The sequence below is a fragment of the Allobosea sp. P2_B12 genome, from assembly GCF_056404835.1.
The window spans coordinates 87908-104613 of sequence record NZ_JBFUDG010000002.1; the positions used below are offsets into that span (position 1 = coordinate 87908).

The 16706-nt window shown below is 66.7% G+C and carries 22 protein-coding genes and 1 other RNA gene; 16 read left to right on the top strand and 7 right to left on the bottom strand.

The features are described from left to right. From AC1DYU_RS05635 to tkt, 4 genes are all read right to left on the bottom strand, one after another. On the bottom strand, positions 1-1194 hold the full coding sequence (locus AC1DYU_RS05635) for a phosphoglycerate kinase (protein WP_476790781.1): 1194 nt from the start codon (positions 1192-1194) through the stop codon (positions 1-3). Next, the gene (locus AC1DYU_RS05640) at positions 1191-1658 is read right to left on the bottom strand and encodes a RagB/SusD family nutrient uptake outer membrane protein (protein ID WP_158484304.1); all 468 of its coding nucleotides are present in this window, start codon (positions 1656-1658) and stop codon (positions 1191-1193) included. Before AC1DYU_RS05640 ends, AC1DYU_RS05635 begins: the two co-directional genes overlap by 4 nt. 132 nt (positions 1659-1790) lie before the next feature. Then, positions 1791-2801: a type I glyceraldehyde-3-phosphate dehydrogenase gene (gene gap / locus AC1DYU_RS05645; RefSeq protein WP_476790782.1), complete on the bottom strand. Its 1011-nt coding sequence runs from the start codon at positions 2799-2801 to the stop codon at positions 1791-1793. Between the two features lie 136 nt (positions 2802-2937). Continuing rightward, positions 2938-4935 carry a transketolase gene (tkt, locus tag AC1DYU_RS05650; RefSeq protein WP_476790783.1) on the bottom strand — a complete coding sequence of 666 codons (1998 nt, stop codon included), beginning with the start codon at positions 4933-4935 and terminating at the stop codon, positions 2938-2940. Between the two features lie 344 nt (positions 4936-5279). On the opposite strand from tkt, the gene AC1DYU_RS05655 reads away from it, so the two are divergent. The 6 genes from AC1DYU_RS05655 (at position 5280) to AC1DYU_RS05680 (ending at position 8787) form a co-directional block, all read left to right on the top strand. Beyond that, the gene (locus AC1DYU_RS05655; protein WP_476790784.1) at positions 5280-5675 is read left to right on the top strand and encodes a DUF4164 domain-containing protein; all 396 of its coding nucleotides are present in this window, start codon (positions 5280-5282) and stop codon (positions 5673-5675) included. 18 nt (positions 5676-5693) lie between these two features. Then, a complete protein-coding gene (locus AC1DYU_RS05660) occupies positions 5694-6062 on the top strand; it encodes a cell division protein ZapA (RefSeq protein WP_158484301.1) in 369 nt (122 codons plus the stop codon). A gap of 43 nt (positions 6063-6105) precedes the next feature. Further along, positions 6106-6262, top strand: a non-coding RNA gene (ssrS, locus tag AC1DYU_RS05665) — 6S RNA. 7 nt (positions 6263-6269) lie between these two features. After that, positions 6270-6851 (top strand): 5-formyltetrahydrofolate cyclo-ligase, encoded by a 582-nt coding sequence (locus tag AC1DYU_RS05670; protein ID WP_476790785.1) that lies wholly within the window; start codon positions 6270-6272, stop codon positions 6849-6851. A gap of 236 nt (positions 6852-7087) precedes the next feature. After that, positions 7088-7912, top strand: a complete 825-nt coding sequence (locus AC1DYU_RS05675) for a TIGR00282 family metallophosphoesterase (RefSeq protein WP_158484299.1) — start codon at positions 7088-7090, stop codon at positions 7910-7912. A gap of 128 nt (positions 7913-8040) precedes the next feature. Continuing rightward, on the top strand, positions 8041-8787 hold the full coding sequence (locus tag AC1DYU_RS05680) for a YebC/PmpR family DNA-binding transcriptional regulator (protein ID WP_158484298.1): 747 nt from the start codon (positions 8041-8043) through the stop codon (positions 8785-8787). A 117-nt stretch (positions 8788-8904) separates the two neighbouring features. On the opposite strand, the gene AC1DYU_RS05685 is transcribed toward AC1DYU_RS05680, so the two are convergent. Beyond that, on the bottom strand, positions 8905-9645 hold the full coding sequence (locus AC1DYU_RS05685) for a sulfite exporter TauE/SafE family protein (protein WP_476790786.1): 741 nt from the start codon (positions 9643-9645) through the stop codon (positions 8905-8907). 233 nt (positions 9646-9878) lie between these two features. On the opposite strand from AC1DYU_RS05685, the gene ruvC reads away from it, so the two are divergent. The 8 genes from ruvC to ybgC all read left to right on the top strand — a co-directional run bounded on the left by ruvC (position 9879) and on the right by ybgC (position 14431). Next, complete coding sequence (gene ruvC, locus AC1DYU_RS05690; RefSeq protein ID WP_476790787.1) at positions 9879-10391, top strand: crossover junction endodeoxyribonuclease RuvC; 513 nt, start codon at positions 9879-9881, stop codon at positions 10389-10391. Between the two features lie 13 nt (positions 10392-10404). Further along, the gene (gene ruvA / locus AC1DYU_RS05695; protein ID WP_476790788.1) at positions 10405-11022 is read left to right on the top strand and encodes a Holliday junction branch migration protein RuvA; all 618 of its coding nucleotides are present in this window, start codon (positions 10405-10407) and stop codon (positions 11020-11022) included. Further along, positions 11019-11507, top strand: coding sequence for a GNAT family N-acetyltransferase (locus tag AC1DYU_RS05700; RefSeq protein WP_476790789.1), 489 nt, complete (start codon positions 11019-11021; stop codon positions 11505-11507). The genes ruvA and AC1DYU_RS05700 overlap by 4 nt, the downstream gene beginning before the upstream one ends. Next, positions 11504-12550, top strand: a complete 1047-nt coding sequence (gene ruvB, locus AC1DYU_RS05705) for a Holliday junction branch migration DNA helicase RuvB (RefSeq protein WP_476790790.1) — start codon at positions 11504-11506, stop codon at positions 12548-12550. Before AC1DYU_RS05700 ends, ruvB begins: the two co-directional genes overlap by 4 nt. Before the next feature lie 35 nt (positions 12551-12585). Beyond that, positions 12586-12810, top strand: a complete 225-nt coding sequence (locus tag AC1DYU_RS05710; protein ID WP_476790791.1) for a type II toxin-antitoxin system HicB family antitoxin — start codon at positions 12586-12588, stop codon at positions 12808-12810. A gap of 5 nt (positions 12811-12815) precedes the next feature. Then, entirely contained in the window at positions 12816-13361 is a 546-nt protein-coding gene (locus AC1DYU_RS05715; RefSeq protein ID WP_476790792.1) for a YqhG/Tai3 family protein, read from the top strand. A gap of 91 nt (positions 13362-13452) precedes the next feature. After that, positions 13453-14016, top strand: a complete 564-nt coding sequence (locus tag AC1DYU_RS05720; RefSeq protein ID WP_476790793.1) for a DUF3828 domain-containing protein — start codon at positions 13453-13455, stop codon at positions 14014-14016. Between the two features lie 10 nt (positions 14017-14026). Further along, positions 14027-14431: a tol-pal system-associated acyl-CoA thioesterase gene (gene ybgC, locus AC1DYU_RS05725; protein WP_476790794.1), complete on the top strand. Its 405-nt coding sequence runs from the start codon at positions 14027-14029 to the stop codon at positions 14429-14431. A 1-nt stretch (position 14432) separates the two neighbouring features. On the opposite strand, the gene AC1DYU_RS05730 is transcribed toward ybgC, so the two are convergent. Then, the gene (locus AC1DYU_RS05730) at positions 14433-15131 is read right to left on the bottom strand and encodes a hypothetical protein (RefSeq protein ID WP_476790795.1); all 699 of its coding nucleotides are present in this window, start codon (positions 15129-15131) and stop codon (positions 14433-14435) included. Between the two features lie 117 nt (positions 15132-15248). Between AC1DYU_RS05730 and AC1DYU_RS05735 the strand changes: the two genes are divergently transcribed. Continuing rightward, complete coding sequence (locus tag AC1DYU_RS05735) at positions 15249-15905, top strand: TetR/AcrR family transcriptional regulator (RefSeq protein ID WP_476790796.1); 657 nt, start codon at positions 15249-15251, stop codon at positions 15903-15905. A 27-nt stretch (positions 15906-15932) separates the two neighbouring features. On the opposite strand, the gene AC1DYU_RS05740 is transcribed toward AC1DYU_RS05735, so the two are convergent. After that, entirely contained in the window at positions 15933-16070 is a 138-nt protein-coding gene (locus AC1DYU_RS05740; RefSeq protein ID WP_476790797.1) for a hypothetical protein, read from the bottom strand. Between the two features lie 174 nt (positions 16071-16244). Between AC1DYU_RS05740 and AC1DYU_RS05745 the strand changes: the two genes are divergently transcribed. Further along, positions 16245-16700, top strand: coding sequence for a DUF2852 domain-containing protein (locus AC1DYU_RS05745; protein ID WP_158484287.1), 456 nt, complete (start codon positions 16245-16247; stop codon positions 16698-16700). The last annotated feature ends 6 nt before the right edge of the window (positions 16701-16706 follow it).

Below are 16706 nucleotides of genomic sequence, written 5' to 3' on the forward strand. Positions count from 1 at the left end.
TCAGCGCTTCCGCAGCGCTTCGACACCCGGGAGGGCCTTGCCTTCCATCCATTCGAGGAAGGCGCCACCCGCTGTCGAGACATAGGTGAGGTCGTCGGCGACGCCGGCATGGTTCATGGCGGAGACGGTGTCGCCACCACCGGCGACCGCGACCAGCGTGCCGGCCTTGACGCGCTTGGCCGCCGCCTTGGCGACGGTGACGGTGGCGGTGTCGAAGGGAGGCAGTTCGAAGGCGCCGAACGGTCCGTTCCAGACTAGCGTTTTCACCGAATTCAGCTTGAGCACGACCTCGGCGACGCTGAGCGGGCCGGCGTCGAGGATCATCTCGTCGGCGGCGATCTCGCCGATCTGGATGACGCGGTGGCCGGGATGGGCCTTGAATTCGCGGGCGACCAGCGCATCGACCGGCAGCATGATCTCGCAGCCGGCGGCTTTCGCCTTCTCCTCGATCTCGCGGGCGGTGGCAGCCAGGTCATGCTCGCAGAGCGACTTGCCGACATCGACGCCGCGCGCGGCGAGGAAGGTGTTGGCCATGCCGCCGCCGATGACGAGGACGTCGACCTTCCGGACGAGGTTGCCGAGCAGCTCGAGCTTGGTCGAGACTTTTGCGCCGCCGACGATCGCCATGACCGGGCGAGCTGGGTTGTCGAGGCCGGCCGAGAGTGCTTCGAGCTCGGCCTGCATCGTGCGTCCGGCGAAGGCTGGCAGCACATGGGCGAGGCCTTCGGTCGAGGCATGGGCGCGATGGGCAGCCGAGAAGGCGTCGTTGACGAAGAGGTCGCCATTGGCGGCGAGCGCTTTCACGAATTCCGGATCATTCTTCTCGTCGCCGGCATGGAAGCGGGTGTTTTCGAGCAGCAGGACTTCGCCGTTCTTGGCGCCGGAAACGGCTTTGGCCACATCCTCGCCGATGCAATCGGACACGAAGGTGACGGGCTGGCCGAGCGCATGGGCGAGCGCCGGGACGACCTGCTTCAGGCTGTTCTTGTCGTCACGGCCCTTGGGCCGGCCGAAATGGGCGAGCAGGACGACCTTGGCGCCCTTGGCCGACATCTCGCGGATGGTCGGCAGGATGCGGTCGATGCGGGTCGTGTCGGTGACCTTGCCGTCCTCCATGGGGACGTTGAGGTCGACGCGGACAAGCGCGCGCTTGCCGGCTAGGTCGGCGTCGTCGAGCGTCTTGAACGCGGTCACGGCAGCAGCTTCGGCATCAGGCCGGGCACGCCGAAGCGCAGCACCAGGATCGTCAGGATGACGGTGAGGACGGCCGTGACGATCGCGGTGGTGAACAGGGTGGCGACGCGTGGGGTCGCATCGACGCGGTCGCGCAGGCTGGCGATCTCGCCGCGGATCGCAGCGAAGTCCATGGTGCCGGCGGCGGCGTCGACCTTGTGAGCGCTGCGCTCCAGCGATGCTTCGGCGCGGGTCAGGACAGCCTCGTAGCGGGCGAACTTCTCCTCGATGCGCGCAGCCTTCTCCTCGATGCGAGACAGCTGGTCGAGCTGGCGCGGATCAGAGGCCGGCGTGGCCTCGCTCGCAGGCGCGACGCTGCCGACGACATAGGGCGTGCCGTAGGTCGGGGCGGTCGGGGTAGGCGTGACGGTCGTCGGTACGGATGCGTCGGCTGTCGATGCGACGGTCGGCTCGATCTTGGCCATGGTCGTTCCGTTCGATTCGAGGGGAGTTGAACGAGGCCGTGCCGCTGCGGCGCGGCCTCGAAAGGCTTTTAGTGTCGAGAGTATTGCCGATGCGAAAAACCGGTTTCCACTTTTTCGCGCAATGCTCTCAGGTCAGATCAGCTTGGCCATGGCGACGGCGGTGTCGCTCATGCGGTTCGAGAAGCCCCACTCGTTGTCGTACCAGGCGACGACGCTGACGAATTTGTCGTCCATGACCTTGGTCTGGTCGAGCGCGAAGGTCGACGAGGCGGGATCATGGTTGAAGTCGATCGAGACGTTGGGCTGGTCGGTGACGGCCAGGATACCCTTGAGGGGACCGCGCTTGCTGGCCTTGACGATCGCCTCGTTGATCTTCTCGACCGTGGTCTTGCGCTTCGAGATGAACTTGAAGTCGACCATCGAGACGTTGGGGGTCGGCACGCGGACCGAGGACCCATCGAGACGGCCCTTGAGCTCGGGGATGACGAGGCCGATCGCCTTGGCGGCGCCGGTCGAGGTCGGGATCATCGAGAGCGCGGCGGCGCGGCCGCGGTAGAGATCCTTGTGCATCGTGTCCAGCGTCGGCTGGTCGCCGGTATAGGCGTGGATCGTGGTCATGAAGCCCTTGTCGATGCCGACGGCGTCATGAAGCACGCGCACGACCGGCGCGAGGCAGTTCGTGGTGCAGGAGGCGTTCGAGACGACGACATGGTCGCTGGTGAGCTGGCCGTTGTTGACGCCGAAGACGACGGTCAGGTCGGCGCCGTCGCAAGGGGCGGAGACCAGGACGCGCTTGGCGCCCGCCGCGAGATGGGCCGAGGCCTTCTCCTTGGTGGTGAAGATGCCGGTGCATTCCAGCGCGATGTCGACGCCGAGCGCCTTGTGCGGCAGATCCTTGGGGTCGCGCACGGCGGTGACCTTGATCGGGCCGCGGCCGACATCGATCGTGTCGCCGGAGACGGTCACCGTGCCGGGAAAGCGGCCATGGACGGAGTCGAAACGGAAGAGATGGGCATTGGTCTCGACCGGGCCGAGATCGTTGATCGCCACGACCTCGATGTCTTTGCGCTTCGATTCGATGATCGCACGCAGGACGTTGCGCCCGATGCGGCCGAAACCGTTGATCGCCACCTTGACCGTCATCTCAAACCTCTCCTTCGCCGGATCACGGCGCTTGCACGCCATTCATGCGGGCAATTCGGCCAAAGCGTGGCCGAACGCAAGCGTTTCTGCAGGAAAATCCGCTCGTTTTGGGAATACCCGTCCCGCTTGGCCGATATCAGCCGTTGTGCTTCTTCATCGCGGCCTCGGCCACGGCGTCCGCCGTGATGCCGAAATGCTTGTAGACCTCCTTGTAGGGGCCGCTGGCCCCGAAGGAGGACATGCCGACGAAGACGCCGTCATGGCCGATCACGGCATCCCAGCCGAAGCGCACGCCGGCCTCGATCGCGATCTTGACCGGGGCTGTGCCGATGACGGCGGCCTGCGTGGCCTCGTCCTGCGCCAGCAGCAATTCGAGCGAGGGCACGGAGACGACGCGCGCCTTGATGCCCTTCTCGGCGAGCAGCTTGCGGGCGGCCACCGCGATCTCGACCTCGGAGCCGGAGGCGAAGAGCGAGACCTGCGCCTTGCCGCCTTCGGCCGCCAGCAGCTCGTAGCCGCCCTTGGCCGAGCGGTTCGTCGCGGTCGCGTCGGTGCGCAGCTGCGGCAGGTTCTGGCGGGAGAGGGCGAGCACGGTCGGGCCCTTGGTATGCTCGAGCGCGAACTGCCAGGCCTCGGCGGTCTCGATCGTGTCGGCCGGGCGGAAGACATGCATGTTCGGCATGGCGCGCAGCGAGGCGATCTGCTCGACCGGCTGGTGCGTCGGGCCGTCCTCACCGAGCCCGATCGAGTCATGTGTCATGACGTAGACGATCGGCAGGCCCATCAGGGCTGCGAGCCGCATCGAGGGGCGGGCATAGTCGGCGAAGACGAGGAAGGTGCCGCCGCCGGTGCGGAAGCCGCCATGCAGGGTGATGCCGTTCATCGCGGCGGCCATGCCGTGCTCGCGGATGCCGTAGCGGACATAGCGGCCCTTGGGGGTCTTGGGCGTGAAGTCCAGGGCGGCCTTGGTGCGGGTGTTGTTGGAGGGCGTCAGGTCGGCCGAGCCCATTACGAGCTCGGGCATGATCGGCGTGATCACCTCCAGCGCCAGCTCCGAGGCCTTGCGGGTGGCGATATTCTGCGGCGCGGCGATCAGCGCCTTCTTGTGGGCGAGGATCGCCTTGTCGAGCTTGGCGGGCACGGTGTGGGCGAGGCGGCGGGCAAACTCGTCGCGCTTACGCTCGGACAGCGCCTCGTAGCGGCCCTTCCAGTCGGCATGGGCGCCGGCGCCGGCCCGGCCGTAGCCGCGCCAGGCCTTGAGGATGTCGGCCGCGACCTCGAAGGGGCCGCCGGTGATGCCGAGGTTCTTCTTGGCGGCGGCGAGTTCCTCGGCGCCCAGCGCCTCGCCATGGGCCTTGGAGGTGCCCTGCTTCTTGGGCGCGCCGAAGCCGATCACCGTCTTGCAGGCGATCATGCTCGGCTTGTTCGACTTCTGGGCGCGGCGGATCGCGGCCTCGATCGCGTCGGGATCATGGCCGTCGACGCGCTCCGCGCGCCAGCCGCAGGCCTTGAAGCGCGCGACCTGGTCGACATTGTCGGAGATCGTCAGCGGGCCGTCGATCGAGATGCCGTTATCGTCCCACATCACGATCAGCTTGTTGAGCTTCTGGTGGCCCGCGAGCGCGATCGCCTCGTGGCTGATGCCCTCCATCAGGTCACCGTCGGAGGCCAGCACATAGGTGTGGTGATCGACGACCTTCTTGCCGTATTCGGCGGCGAGCATGCGCTCGGCCATCGCCATGCCGACCGCCGTGGCCAGACCCTGGCCGAGCGGGCCGGTCGTGGTCTCGACGCCTGCCGTCATGAAGTTCTCGGGATGGCCGGGGGTCTTCGAGTCGGTCTGGCGGAATTTCTTGAGGTCGTCGAGCTCCATGCCGGGCACGCCGGTGAGATAGAGCAGGGCGTAAAGCAGCATCGAGCCATGGCCGGCCGAGAGCACGAAGCGGTCGCGATCGGGCCAGCGCGGATCGGCGGCATCATAGCTCATGACGCGGGTGAACAGCACGGTCGCGACGTCGGCTGCGCCCATCGGCAGGCCGGGATGGCCGGAATTCGCCTTCTCGACGCCGTCCATCGCAAGGGAGCGGATGGCGTTGGCGAGCTTGTCGTGCTGGGCGCGGTCGATCGTGGTCATGATGGTCTCAGGCTCCGTCTGGCGGGAGGACGAGGCCGCGGCCACATCCTGCGTGGGCGGCAGGCCGGGGGCGGTCCGAATTCCGATGTCGCTGTATCGCTTCGAATGGTGGCTCGATTAGGCCGCTGGTCCGCTTCGAGTCAATTCGCCCGGCCGGTTCTCTGTGCGGGGTGCGCTTGCCCCGCTTTCGCCTTGCTGCAAGTGCGAAGACAGCAAGCGGGTCCAAGCCCTTGGGATCGACGGGCATCTTTGCCGCGGCGATTCCCAGCCGATTCCCGTTTTTGGACGACATGGGCTAGGGTCCCGAATCGTGTGAGCCGGCTTCGATCTGAAGGAGAGCGACGGTGGCGAGCCTGATGCTGGAGAATGCCCTGGCGCGTCTCGACGGTGCGCTGGCGCAGCTTGAGGCCGCGGCGCGGCGGCGCGTCGAGGCCGAGCGCGGACGGGCCAATCTGGAAACGGAACTGGCGCTGATGCAGGACGACCGGGCAAGGCTGGCAGCCGAGCTCGACGGGGCGACCGCGCGGCTCGGCGATGTCGAGACGGCGGCCGCCGATGTCGACCAGCGCCTGCAGCGCGCCATGAACGTGATCGGCGCCGTGATCGCTCGTCACCAGCCCGATCCCGACGTCGATGCCGAGCCGCAGGACGTGACCGGCGAGGAACTGGGCGAACCTGAAGAAGCCTATCCGGAGCGGGCCGCAGCCGGTCCGGATATCCGGGAGCCGGGTCTTCGGTAGAATCAAGCGGGGAGCGCCATGCCGCAAGTCAATGTCACCATCGCCGGCAAGGCCTATCGCATGGCCTGCGGGGAGGGCGAGGAGCCGCATCTGGAGGGTCTCGCCCGCGTCTATGACGGCAAGATCCAGGAGATGCGCGAGGCCTTCGGCGAGATCGGCGACATGCGCCTGCACGTCATGGCGGCGCTGATGGTCGCGGACGAAGCCTCCGAGCTGCAGCGCCGCATCGCCAGGCTGGAGGCCGACCTCGCCTCGATCCAGGGCGATGCCGGAGCGGCCGACCGGCGCCTCGGCGAGGTGGAGGACAGGGCGGCCGAGGCGCTGGCGGCGGCGGCCGAGCGGATCGAGGGTATCGCGAAGAGCCTGATTCCGAGCGCGGTAGGCTAAACCGCCACTGGCGCTTTGCCGGCGCATTCCCTACATTGGTCGGGCTGGGCTGCCTGGTGCGTGCGAGGAGTGTATTCCCGGGCCCATACGACTCCCTAGGGAGCTGTCCCTGACTGGGTCCCTGGACCCAGACACACGGCGCCCACCTACTTTAGTAGGTGTCCCGGGATCGAAATCTCCACGGCCAAGGTGGCTCAGCACTTCCCCATGACCGATACCTCTTCCGACAGCGCCGCACCGAAAAAGACCGCCCTGCGCGAGGCCGCGCTGGCGTTGCGCGACCGGCTCGAGATCGACGACAGGCTCGAATGGGATCCGCTGATCGCCGAACGCGTGCTGGCGCTGCCGGTCTTCAATGACGGCGCCGGCCCCGTTTCCGCCTATTGGCCGATGCGCTCGGAAGCCGATCCGCGCCCGATCCTCGAAGCCTTGCACACGCTGGGCCTGCCGATCTGCCTGCCGGCTATCGTCGGCCAGCGCATGCTGTTCCGGCGCTGGGCGCCTTATGAGCCGATCGTGCCCGGCGGCTTCGGTACGCTGGTGCCGCAGCCGGAGCAGCCCGAGGTCGTGCCGACGATCCTGATCGTGCCGCTCGCGGCCTTCGACCGGCGCGGCTACCGCATCGGCTACGGCAAGGGCCATTACGACGCCAAGCTCACCGAACTCGGACCCCTCATCAGCATCGGCATCGCCTATGCCGCGCAGGAGATCGACGCGGTGCCCGACGAGCCGCATGACCGGCGCCTCGACTGGATCGTGACCGAACGCGAGACAATCGCCTGCGGTTGAGGCGGACAAGACGACTTCAAACACTCCGCCGTCATTCCGGGCAAGCGAAGCGCAGACCCGGAATCTATTATAGGGCAATGACGGCGCTCTATGATGGATTCCGGATCGGCGCCGCTTCGCGGCTTGTCCGGAATGACGGCGCGGATGGCGCATAAGGTGGATCATCCGCGCGCTGCGGTTGATTCCCGGCGGCATTCGCGCGACGGAGAGGCTTTGCCGTCTCCGGAATCCCGTTCATGCGTTTGCTTTTCCTCGGTGATGTCGTCGGCCGCCCCGGCAGGATTGCGGTGCAGGATCGTCTGCCGGGCCTGCGCCGTGCCTGGGCGCTCGACTGCGTCGTCATCAATGGTGAGAACGCCGCCGGCGGCTTCGGCCTCACCGAGGCGATCTGCGACGAGCTCCTCGCAGCCGGTGCTGACGCTGTCACGCTCGGCAATCATTCCTGGGACCAGCGCGAGGCACTGGTCTTCATCGAACGCCAGGACAGGCTGGTGCGCCCGGCGAATTATCCGAAGGGGACGCCCGGGCGCGGTGCGGCCGTGATCGAGGCCCGCAACGGCGCGCGCGTGCTGGTCGTCAATGTGATGGGCCGGATCTTCATGGACGCGCTGGACGATCCGTTCGCGGCGATGGAGCGGGAATTGTCGGCCTGCCCGCTGGGCGAGGTGGCGGATGCCGTTATCGTCGATTTCCACGCCGAAGCGACGAGCGAGAAGCAGGCGGCGGGTCATTTCCTCGATGGCCGCGCCAGCCTCGTGGTCGGCACGCATACCCATGTGCCGACCTCCGATACCCGCATCCTGCCCGGCGGCACCGCTTACCAGTCCGATGCCGGCATGTGCGGCGACTATGATTCGATCCTGGGCATGCAGAAGGAGGAGCCGATCAGGCGCTTCCTGCAGAAGACGCCCGGCGCGCGGCTCGAACCCGCCACCGGCCAGGGCACACTCTCGGGCGTCGCGGTCGAGATCGACGATGCCACCGGGCTGGCGAAGGCAGTCTGGCCGGTGCGGCTCGGCCCGCATCTATCCGAGGCGGTGCCGCCCTGGGCCCAGGGCTGAGGCCCGTCGCAGCCGCGCCTCGTTTGCGTCGGCCTCTGTCACAGGCCCGTCTTGCACCGGGGCGGAGGCGACGCCTATAAGGCCCGCTTCCGGAGATTACGCCGCAGCATCAGAGGCAAAGAATACCCATGGCCGGTCATTCCCAGTTCAAGAACATCATGCACCGCAAGGGCAAGCAGGACGCCGTGCGCGCCAAGCTGTTCTCGAAGCTCGGCCGCGAAATCACGGTGGCCGCCAAGATGGGCATGCCCGACCCCGCGATGAATCCGCGCCTGCGCATGGCCGTGCTGGCGGCGCGTGCCGAGAACATGCCCAAGGACAACATCCAGCGCGCGATCAACAAGGCGGCCGGCGGCGAAGGCGATAATTACGACGAGGTCCGCTACGAGGGCTACGGGCCGGGCGGAGCCGCTGTCATTGTCGAGGCGCTGACCGACAACCGCAACCGCACCGCATCGGCCGTGCGCTCCTACTTCACCAAATCGGGCGGGGCGCTGGGCGAGAGCAACTCGGTCTCCTTCATGTTCAACCGCGTCGGCGAGATCAGCTATCCGCCCGAAGCCGGCGATGCCGACACGATCATGGAAGCGGGAATCGAGGCTGGCGCCGACGACGTCATCTCCGACGAGAACGGCCACACCATCCTGTGCGCCTTCGACTCGCTGAACGAGGTCTCGAAGGCGCTGGAAGCCGCGCTCGGCGCGCCGGCCTCCGCCAAGCCGGTCTGGCGGCCGACGACGACAGCCCCGCTCGACGAGGAGAAGGCGGCCTCGATGATGCGGCTGATGGAAGCGCTCGACAATGACGACGACGTCCAGAACGTCTTCGCCAATTTCGAGATCGCTGACGAGGTGATGGCGAAGCTCGGCGCCTGAGGCGTTGCCCTCGTCGTCATGGTCGGGCTTGTCCCGACCATCCACGTCTTCGTTCGGCGAAGGCGGCGTTCAAGACGTGGATGCTCGCCACAAGGGCGAGCATGACGAGTTTGGCTTCTAACGCCCGACCACCGCGTCCCAGAGCGGCAGGCTGACCACCGCGCTGACGAAGATCACCGCATAGGCGATGCGGCGGAAGGTGATCTCGTTCGCCAGCCGGAAGCCATGCGTGCCCGCCCACATGCCGGCGCCATAGACCGCCATCAGCGGCAATGCCATCTTCAGTGCGGTCATCGTCAGGATGTCGTTGCGCCAGAGGATCGCGCCCGAGACCAGCGTCGAGATGCCGAAGAAGGTCTGGAGGTTGGCACGCGTCTTGTGGCGGTCGTTGCGCTGGGCGCCGAGCCAGAACACGGCCAACGGCATGCCGCCGATCGAGGCCATGCCGTTGAACAGGCCCGACAGGACACCGACGCCAAGCGAGAGCGGAATGCCCGGCCGGCCGTGATAGCGCCAGCCCGAGGCCATCACCGCAACGGCGGTGAGGATCAGCCCAGCGAGAATCCAGCGCATCGTCTCGCGGTCGAGCCAGATCAGCAGCCAGATGCCGGCAGGCAGGGCCAGCGTCGCCGTCAGCAGCAGGGGCGCCACCTCGCGCCATTCGGCCTGTTTGGCATTGCCGGCGGCGATCGGCAGCGCGAAGGGCGCATCGATGCACCAGATCAGCCCGAGTGCCGCCACGGGGCCGAGAACCATCGAGGCCAGCGGCATGAACACCATGGCGAAGCCGAAGCCGGTGAAGCCGCGCACGAGCCCGCCGAGCAGCGTCGCCGCCAGCAGCACGGCAAGGCCTGTCATGGAGACGCCGGGAAAGAGGAGGACGAGGAGATCTGACATCGGCCGGAGGAATAAGGGAACGAGGTCCCTGGGAAGGCAGGAGCATCTGCACCAACAACCTGATGCGCGCAGGGGCAACCCCTTTCCTTGTGATGCGACCGATGCGCAGCGCTCATCGATGGCTGTGGGCTGGAGAGGGATCGTTAGGACACGCCATGGAACAAAGCGTGTCCAAGGTTTAGGCTGTGCCCGACATGAACCCACCGATTCGCATTCTCGGCATCGACCCCGGACTTCGGAAGACCGGCTGGGGCGTCGTCGTCAGCGAGGGCAGCAAGCTCGGCTTCGTCGCCTGCGGCTGCGTCGAGAGCGATGGGACACTGCCGCTGTCGGAGCGGCTGCGGCAATTGCATGACGGGCTGTCGCGGATCGTTGCGTCGTTCTCCCCCGACGAGGTCGCGGTCGAGGAGACCTTCGTCAACCGCGATCCGCAATCGGCGCTGAAGCTCGGCCAGGCGCGCGGCGTCGCGCTGGTCGTGCCGGCACTGGCGGGGCTGAGCGTCGCGGAGTATGCCGCCAACCTCGTCAAGAAGACGGTGGTCGGCGTCGGCCATGCCGACAAGAAACAGGTCCAGATGATGATCCGCGTGCTGCTGCCCAAGGCCGAGACCCGGTCGGCCGATGCGGCGGATGCGCTGGCGGTCGCGATCTGCCATGCCCAGCATCGCGGCATGCGCGCGCTGGTGGCGCAGATGCGCGTGGGCTGAGGGGACGAGGACGATGATCGGCAAGCTCAAGGGGATCGTCGATTCCTATGGCGAGGACCACGTCATTCTCGACGTGCAGGGCGTCGGCTATGTCGTACAATGCTCGGCCAAGACGCTGCAGCGGCTTCCCAAACCGGGTGAGCCATCCGCGCTGTCGATCGAGACGCATGTCCGCGAGGATGCGATCCGGCTCTACGGCTTCATGTCCGACAATGAGCGCGACTGGTTCCGGCTGATGCAGGCGGTGCAGGGTGTCGGCGCGAAGGTCGCGCTCGCCATCCTCTCGACGCTGGAGCCCGGCGCGCTCGCGACCGCGCTCGCCACCAACGACAAGGCCGCCGTGGCACGCGCACCCGGCGTCGGCCCCAAGCTGGCGCAACGTATCTGCGCCGAACTCAAGGACAAGGCGCCTGCCTTCGGCCATGTCGATCCGGGCGTGGCGCAGCTCGCCGGCGCTCTGGAGGATCGCAAGCTGCCGCAGCCTGTCGCGGACGCGGTCTCGGCGCTGAGCAATCTCGGTTATCCGCAGGCGCAGGCCGTGGCGGCGGTGGCGGCTGCGGCGCGTGAGGCGGGCGACGGAGCCGGGACGGCGCAACTGATCAAGCTGGGCTTGCGGGAACTGGCGAAGTGAGCCGCAGCGGCGTTTTGACCATCCGCCCGGTCGAGGACAAGTCCGCGTTCCTCGCGCTGATGCTGGCAAGCTGGGGCTCGCACAGCATGATGATCGACCTGACGGTCTATGATTGCGCGGAACTCGATCTGCTGGGAATCGCCGGCAAGGACGGGGCTTTCCTAGCCTATGCGAGCTGGACGATGCATGATGATGTCGCGCTCCTGTGCGCGCTGCATTCGGTCGCGCCGGGGCAGGGCGCGGCGATCCAGCTGCTCGAAGCGGTCAAGGCTGCGGCGCGGGCGCGCGGGGCCGTGAGGCTGAAGGCGATGCTGACCAACGACAACATGCCCGGCATGATCTTCTACCAGAAATGCGGCTTCCGCTTCTCGCGCCTCCACATGGAGGCGATCGACAACTTCCGCTCGGTGGTTCCGGGCATCGTGCGGACGGGCTACATGGATATCCCGATCCATGACGCGCTCGAACTGGAGATCGCATTGTGAGCGATCCCCGCCGCCCCGGGCTGCTCTCCGCCGAGAAGCGCGACGATGACAGCGAGAGCTCGCTGCGGCCGCTCTCGCTCGTCGATTTCACCGGCCAGGCAGCGGCGCGGGCCAATCTCCAGGTTTTCATCGAAGCGGCGAAGTCGCGCGGCGATGCGCTCGACCATGTCCTGTTCGTCGGCCCGCCGGGCCTGGGCAAGACGACGCTGGCGCAGATCGTCGCGCGCGAGCTCGGCGTCAACTTCCGCTCGACCTCGGGGCCGGTGATCGCCAAGGCCGGCGACCTCGCGGCGCAACTGACCAATCTCGAAGAGCGCGACGTGCTCTTCATCGACGAGATCCATCGGCTCAATCCGGCGGTCGAGGAAATCCTCTATCCGGCGATGGAGGACTACCAGCTCGACCTGATCATCGGCGAGGGGCCGGCGGCGCGCTCGGTCAAGATCGACCTGCCGAAGTTCACCCTCGTCGGCGCCACGACGCGCGCGGGCCTGCTGACGACTCCGTTGCGCGACCGCTTCGGCATCCCGATCCGGCTGCAGTTCTACACCGTCGTGGAACTGCAGAGCATCGTCGCGCGCGGCGCGCGGGTGCTGGGTGTGCCGATGTCGGATGACGGCGCCAACGAGGTTGCCAAGCGCTCGCGTGGCACGCCGCGCATCGCGGGGCGGCTGCTGCGGCGGGTGCGCGATTTCGCCATCGTCGATGGCGATGCGATCGTGACGCGGGCCGTGGCCGACAAGGCGCTGAAGTTGCTCGATGTCGATCCGATCGGCCTCGACCAGATGGATCGGCGCTACCTCACCACGGTGGCGATCAATTTCGGCGGTGGCCCTGTCGGGATCGAGACCATCGCCGCCTCGCTGTCGGAGCCGCGCGACGCGATCGAGGAGATCATCGAGCCCTTCCTGCTGCAGCAGGGCTTCATCCAGCGCACCCCGCGCGGCCGCATCCTGACGCCGCATGCCTTCCGGCATCTGGGTCTGCCGGAGCCGACGCGAGAGGGTGCGCAGTTTGGGCTGTTCGGGGATGGGGAGGCGTGAGTGGCCGTGATAACCTCTGCACCGGGGAGGCAGCCATGACCAAGCTCGCGTATCGGATCGTGATCGAGCCCTTGTCCAAGGACGATGGCGGCGGGTATTTCGCGACGGTTCCGGATCTGCCGGGCTGCATGTCCGATGGCGAAACCCCCGAAGACGCCTGGCTCAATGTGCAAGACGCGATCCAGTGCTGGATCGAGGCGGCCCGAGAACTGGGCCGGGACGTGCCGCAGCCGACCCGCACGCTGGCCGCCGCGGAGTGACGACCATGCCCGCGTCGAAGCGCGATTTTGCCGCGTGGCTGATGCTGTCGGCCATGTTCGGCCTCAGCCCCGCATCCGCCGCCGAGCCCTCGCCCGAGGCTCCCATCCGCGAGGCCTACGCGATCACCATCCGGCAACTCGCCGGCATCGATTCGGGCAAGGCGGTGCAGCCGCCCTTTCGGCCGCCGCACCGCCAGCGACTGATGACGAAGGAACTCTCCGCGCTGTTTGCGCGCGACGAGCTGTTCATGAAGGAGAGCGGCGATCAGGGTAATATCGCCGCCGACCCCTTTATCAGCGGGCAGGACGGCGAGGTGAAGAACCTGCGCGTCACGCTTGGCGAGCGAACCGGCGAGCGCGCCACGGTCTTCTCCGATTTCATGAGCTTCGGCCCGGTTCGCGTCACCTTCAGGATGAAGCTGGAGGATGGACGCTGGCGCATCGACGACATCATCAACCGCGTCGACGGCAAGGATCACATGGTTCGCAATTGGCTCTCGCAGCCCTATGAGTGCGGCTCCTTCATGAAGAAGCCCTGCAAGAAGCCATGAATTTTTGGGCGTGAATCGCACCGGGGATCCGCGGCGCATGTGTGCGGCGCGGCAAACGGGGGGGCGTGGTGTCAATTGAGAGCTGATCGTCATGAGCCGACCCAATCATATGACCCTGCGGATGCGACATGCTCTGTACGTTGGATTGGGTGCGCTGGTGTTTGCCGTGACTTCTGTTGCAGAAGCGGCCGCGATCTCTCCAGATGCAATCATCCGCGAAGCCTACGCAGTCAGCATCCGCCAGGTCGCGCCAAATGTGCGTCACGCTCCGCCGCCTTGGGGGGCACCTCATCGCGACAAATTCATGAGCAAATCCTTGGCCGTTTTGTTCTCGCGTGAAGAGCTGTACCGAAGGGAAACCGGCAAGATCGGCAATCTCGATGTCGACCCGTTCATCGGCCGCCGGCGCCATGTCGAGCGCCTGCGCGTGAGGGTGACCGAAAAACCGGCAAACGGGAGGGCGCTCGTGACCGCTTCGTTCGGCGACCCTGAACAACCGGTCAGCGTGCGTTTCCCTATGGTCGAGGAGAGCGGGGCCTGGAGGATCGACAACATCGTCAACCGCTTCGAGGGCAGGGATTATCCCGTGCGGGAGGCGCTGTCGCAGCCCTATGAGTGCGGCTCGTTCATGAAGAAACCCTGCAGGAAACCTTGACCAAGTCGCCATGACCGCCTCTCACAGCCTTCCCGTCCGGGTCTATTACGAGGACACGGATTTCTCTGGCGTGGTCTATCACGCCTCCTATCTGCGCTTCATGGAGCGGGGCCGCACCGAGCTGATCCGCTCGCTCGGCATCGAGCAGCGCGAACTCTTCGACGGCGAGACGGCGCTGGGGTTCGCGGTGCGGACGATGACGATCGAGTTCCTGAGGCCCGCTGTCATGGACGATCTCCTGACCATCGAGACCCGCTCCGTGGCGGCACGCGGCGCAACCATGGATGTCGAGCAGCGCGTGCTGCGCGGCGAGGAGGTTCTGGTCACGGCAAAGGTCAAGGTCGCCTGCGTCGGCGGCGGCCGGGCGCGGCGGATTCCCGATGGCCTGCGGCAGCGGCTGGGGATCGAGGACTGAGCTATTTCTGATTGGTCTTCAGGAAGAAGATCATGATGGTGAGGATGTACATCAGCGAGTTGCCGATGCTGAGGATCATCGTCTTCAAGGCAGTGGCGGCATCGATCTGTGCGGAGACGCCGTTGATGCGTTCCTGAAGCGTGGTGAGCTGCCGGCTGGCATCGGCAATCATGCCGCTCTCGAAGGATTGCAACTGCTGCACCGTATCGGGCTGGTCGTAGTCCTGCTGGACGATTTCCTCATAGGGCGCCATGCGCGTCTTCCAGGCATCCGGATAGAGCGTCGCCGCGACGCGGCGCATCGAACCCTGGGCATTCAGGCGAAACAGCTTGTCGAGGGCGTAGCGCAGCTTCGCATCGCTGTCCTGGCCGGCCATCACCAGCAGAAGCGAGCCGCGGTCGAGCTGGAAGCGCTCGACGTCGCGGGTAAAGCCATCGAGCTGCCGCGAGGTCTCGGTCATCTTGTCGCGCTGCTGGGTCAGGGCCGCGATCTCGGCATCGACCGAGCGCGACATTGCGAATGAGCCGATGGCGGTCAGGATCGCCGGCGAGGACAAAAGGACCGCGCTGAAGGTCGCGCGATTCCAAACCAGACGCCGGAAGGTGAGCCGCGCCGGATTCCAGAGGCGGCGGCGGAATGCGCGCACCACCCGGTTCCAGAGCCGGCGCGGGGCGGAGACCGTGCGGTCTGTGGTAGCCATGGCGAAGTCCCAATTCGGCCGACGGCCGGCCCCCTCTCAGGATGCCCTTGAGGAAGGATGGCGTCGAGATGCCCGGCGCTGTCGACGCCCGCATGGCGCCATGTTAGCGCTCGTCACATGAGCTGGAAACGCGACAAGCCCGAGCCGCCGCCACGCGGCTACCACCATGGCAACCTCAAGGAGGAACTGGTGCGCGCGGCGCTGGGGCTGATCGGTGAGAAGGGCCCCAACGGCTTCACCTTCGCCGAGGCCGCACGGCTTGCGGGGGTAAGCCCGGCTGCGCCCTACCGGCATTTTCGCGACCGCGACGACCTGCTCGCCGATGTCGCGGCGCGGGGGTTTGCCGTGTTCGAGGCGGCTCTGGCGCGGGCCTGGGACCAGGGGCGCCCGGACCCCGAGACCGCGTTCCACCGGCTGGGGCGGGCCTATCTCACCTTCGCCCATGACGAGCCGGCCTATTATTCGGCGATGTTCGAGGCCGGTGTCGCACTCGATGCCAGCCCCGAATTGCGCGCTGCGGCCGATCGCGCCTTCCAGGGCTTGCGGGCGGCGTCCGAGGCGCTGATCGCCCTATTGCCGGCAGGCAAGCGCCCGCCGGCGCTGATGATGGCGCTGCATGTCTGGTCAATGTCGCATGGCGTCGCGGCGCTGTTTGGCCGGGCCGATGGCGGGCGACGGCCATTGCCGATGTCGGCGGCCGAACTGCTCGAGGCCGGCATGCTGATCTATCTGCAGGGGCTGGGGCTCAATTCAACGAAGGATGCGAGCCCGTAAGGTCCAGTCGGGCGCTACCGCGCGATCCTAATGGCAGACGATCCTGATCTTGCCGTTGCGCGCCGTCTCGCTTTCGCAGAGCCCTTGATCGGCGGGCGCGCTGCGCTGCGTGACGCAGCCGGACATAATCAGCAGGCCGAGTAAGGCAGCAAGCATGTGGGTCATGTCGCCATTTTATCGGAGCGGCCGCCGTCCCGCCATGGGGTGGTCGACGCCTGCGCCAGGCACCCTTCACGACCGAACGCCAAGCAATTTTGAGGTGGTTCTTGACAAACCGCCAGCCGTCATCCACTTATGTAAATGTGATTTACATTCACGCTCTGTCATGGTGAGGGAACGATGCCGATCGTCGAGAAGCTTGACGAATATGGGAAGGGAGCCTGGATCGCCTTCGCGGTTCTCGGCTTCATCGTGTTCTGGCCGCTGGGTCTGGCGACCCTGGCCTTTCTGTATTGGAGTGGACGCATGGGTTGCGGATTTGGCGGCGCTGACCGCTACGAACACAGGATGAGCCGCCTGCAGGGCAAGATGGAACGCCTGCGCGAGCGGATGGGTGGCAGCGATCGCGGTTTCGGCGGCGGCGGCTGGCACCGGGGCCCGTCGAGCGGCAACAGCGCCTTCGACGAGTATCGCGCCGAGACGCTGCGCCGGCTGGAGGATGAGCAGAAGGAATTCCAGGGCTTCCTGGGCCGGCTGCGCATGGCCCGCGACAAGGCCGAGTTCGACCAGTTCATGGCTGATCGGCGTAGCGACCGCCCGGCTGGCGATCAATCGTCGCCGCCTAGCGCCGCCTGACGCAGC

Coding starts and splice junctions, on each gene's coding strand:
- AC1DYU_RS05675 (WP_158484299.1), top strand. CDS start 7,088: ATGCGTTTGCTTTTCCTCGGTGATGTCGTCGGCCGCCCCGGCAGGATT.
- AC1DYU_RS05680 (WP_158484298.1), top strand. CDS start 8,041: ATGGCCGGTCATTCCCAGTTCAAGAACATCATGCACCGCAAGGGCAAG.
- ruvA (WP_476790788.1), top strand. CDS start 10,405: ATGATCGGCAAGCTCAAGGGGATCGTCGATTCCTATGGCGAGGACCAC.
- AC1DYU_RS05660 (WP_158484301.1), top strand. CDS start 5,694: ATGCCGCAAGTCAATGTCACCATCGCCGGCAAGGCCTATCGCATGGCC.
- AC1DYU_RS05685 (WP_476790786.1), bottom strand. CDS start 9,645: ATGACAGGCCTTGCCGTGCTGCTGGCGGCGACGCTGCTCGGCGGGCTC.
- tkt (WP_476790783.1), bottom strand. CDS start 4,935: ATGACCACGATCGACCGCGCCCAGCACGACAAGCTCGCCAACGCCATC.
- ruvC (WP_476790787.1), top strand. CDS start 9,879: ATGAACCCACCGATTCGCATTCTCGGCATCGACCCCGGACTTCGGAAG.
- AC1DYU_RS05715 (WP_476790792.1), top strand. CDS start 12,816: ATGCCCGCGTCGAAGCGCGATTTTGCCGCGTGGCTGATGCTGTCGGCC.
- ybgC (WP_476790794.1), top strand. CDS start 14,027: ATGACCGCCTCTCACAGCCTTCCCGTCCGGGTCTATTACGAGGACACG.
- AC1DYU_RS05745 (WP_158484287.1), top strand. CDS start 16,245: ATGCCGATCGTCGAGAAGCTTGACGAATATGGGAAGGGAGCCTGGATC.
- gap (WP_476790782.1), bottom strand. CDS start 2,801: ATGACGGTCAAGGTGGCGATCAACGGTTTCGGCCGCATCGGGCGCAAC.
- AC1DYU_RS05740 (WP_476790797.1), bottom strand. CDS start 16,070: ATGACCCACATGCTTGCTGCCTTACTCGGCCTGCTGATTATGTCCGGC.
- AC1DYU_RS05735 (WP_476790796.1), top strand. CDS start 15,249: ATGAGCTGGAAACGCGACAAGCCCGAGCCGCCGCCACGCGGCTACCAC.
- AC1DYU_RS05730 (WP_476790795.1), bottom strand. CDS start 15,131: ATGGCTACCACAGACCGCACGGTCTCCGCCCCGCGCCGGCTCTGGAAC.
- AC1DYU_RS05670 (WP_476790785.1), top strand. CDS start 6,270: ATGACCGATACCTCTTCCGACAGCGCCGCACCGAAAAAGACCGCCCTG.
- AC1DYU_RS05720 (WP_476790793.1), top strand. CDS start 13,453: ATGAGCCGACCCAATCATATGACCCTGCGGATGCGACATGCTCTGTAC.
- AC1DYU_RS05710 (WP_476790791.1), top strand. CDS start 12,586: ATGACCAAGCTCGCGTATCGGATCGTGATCGAGCCCTTGTCCAAGGAC.
- AC1DYU_RS05640 (WP_158484304.1), bottom strand. CDS start 1,658: ATGGCCAAGATCGAGCCGACCGTCGCATCGACAGCCGACGCATCCGTA.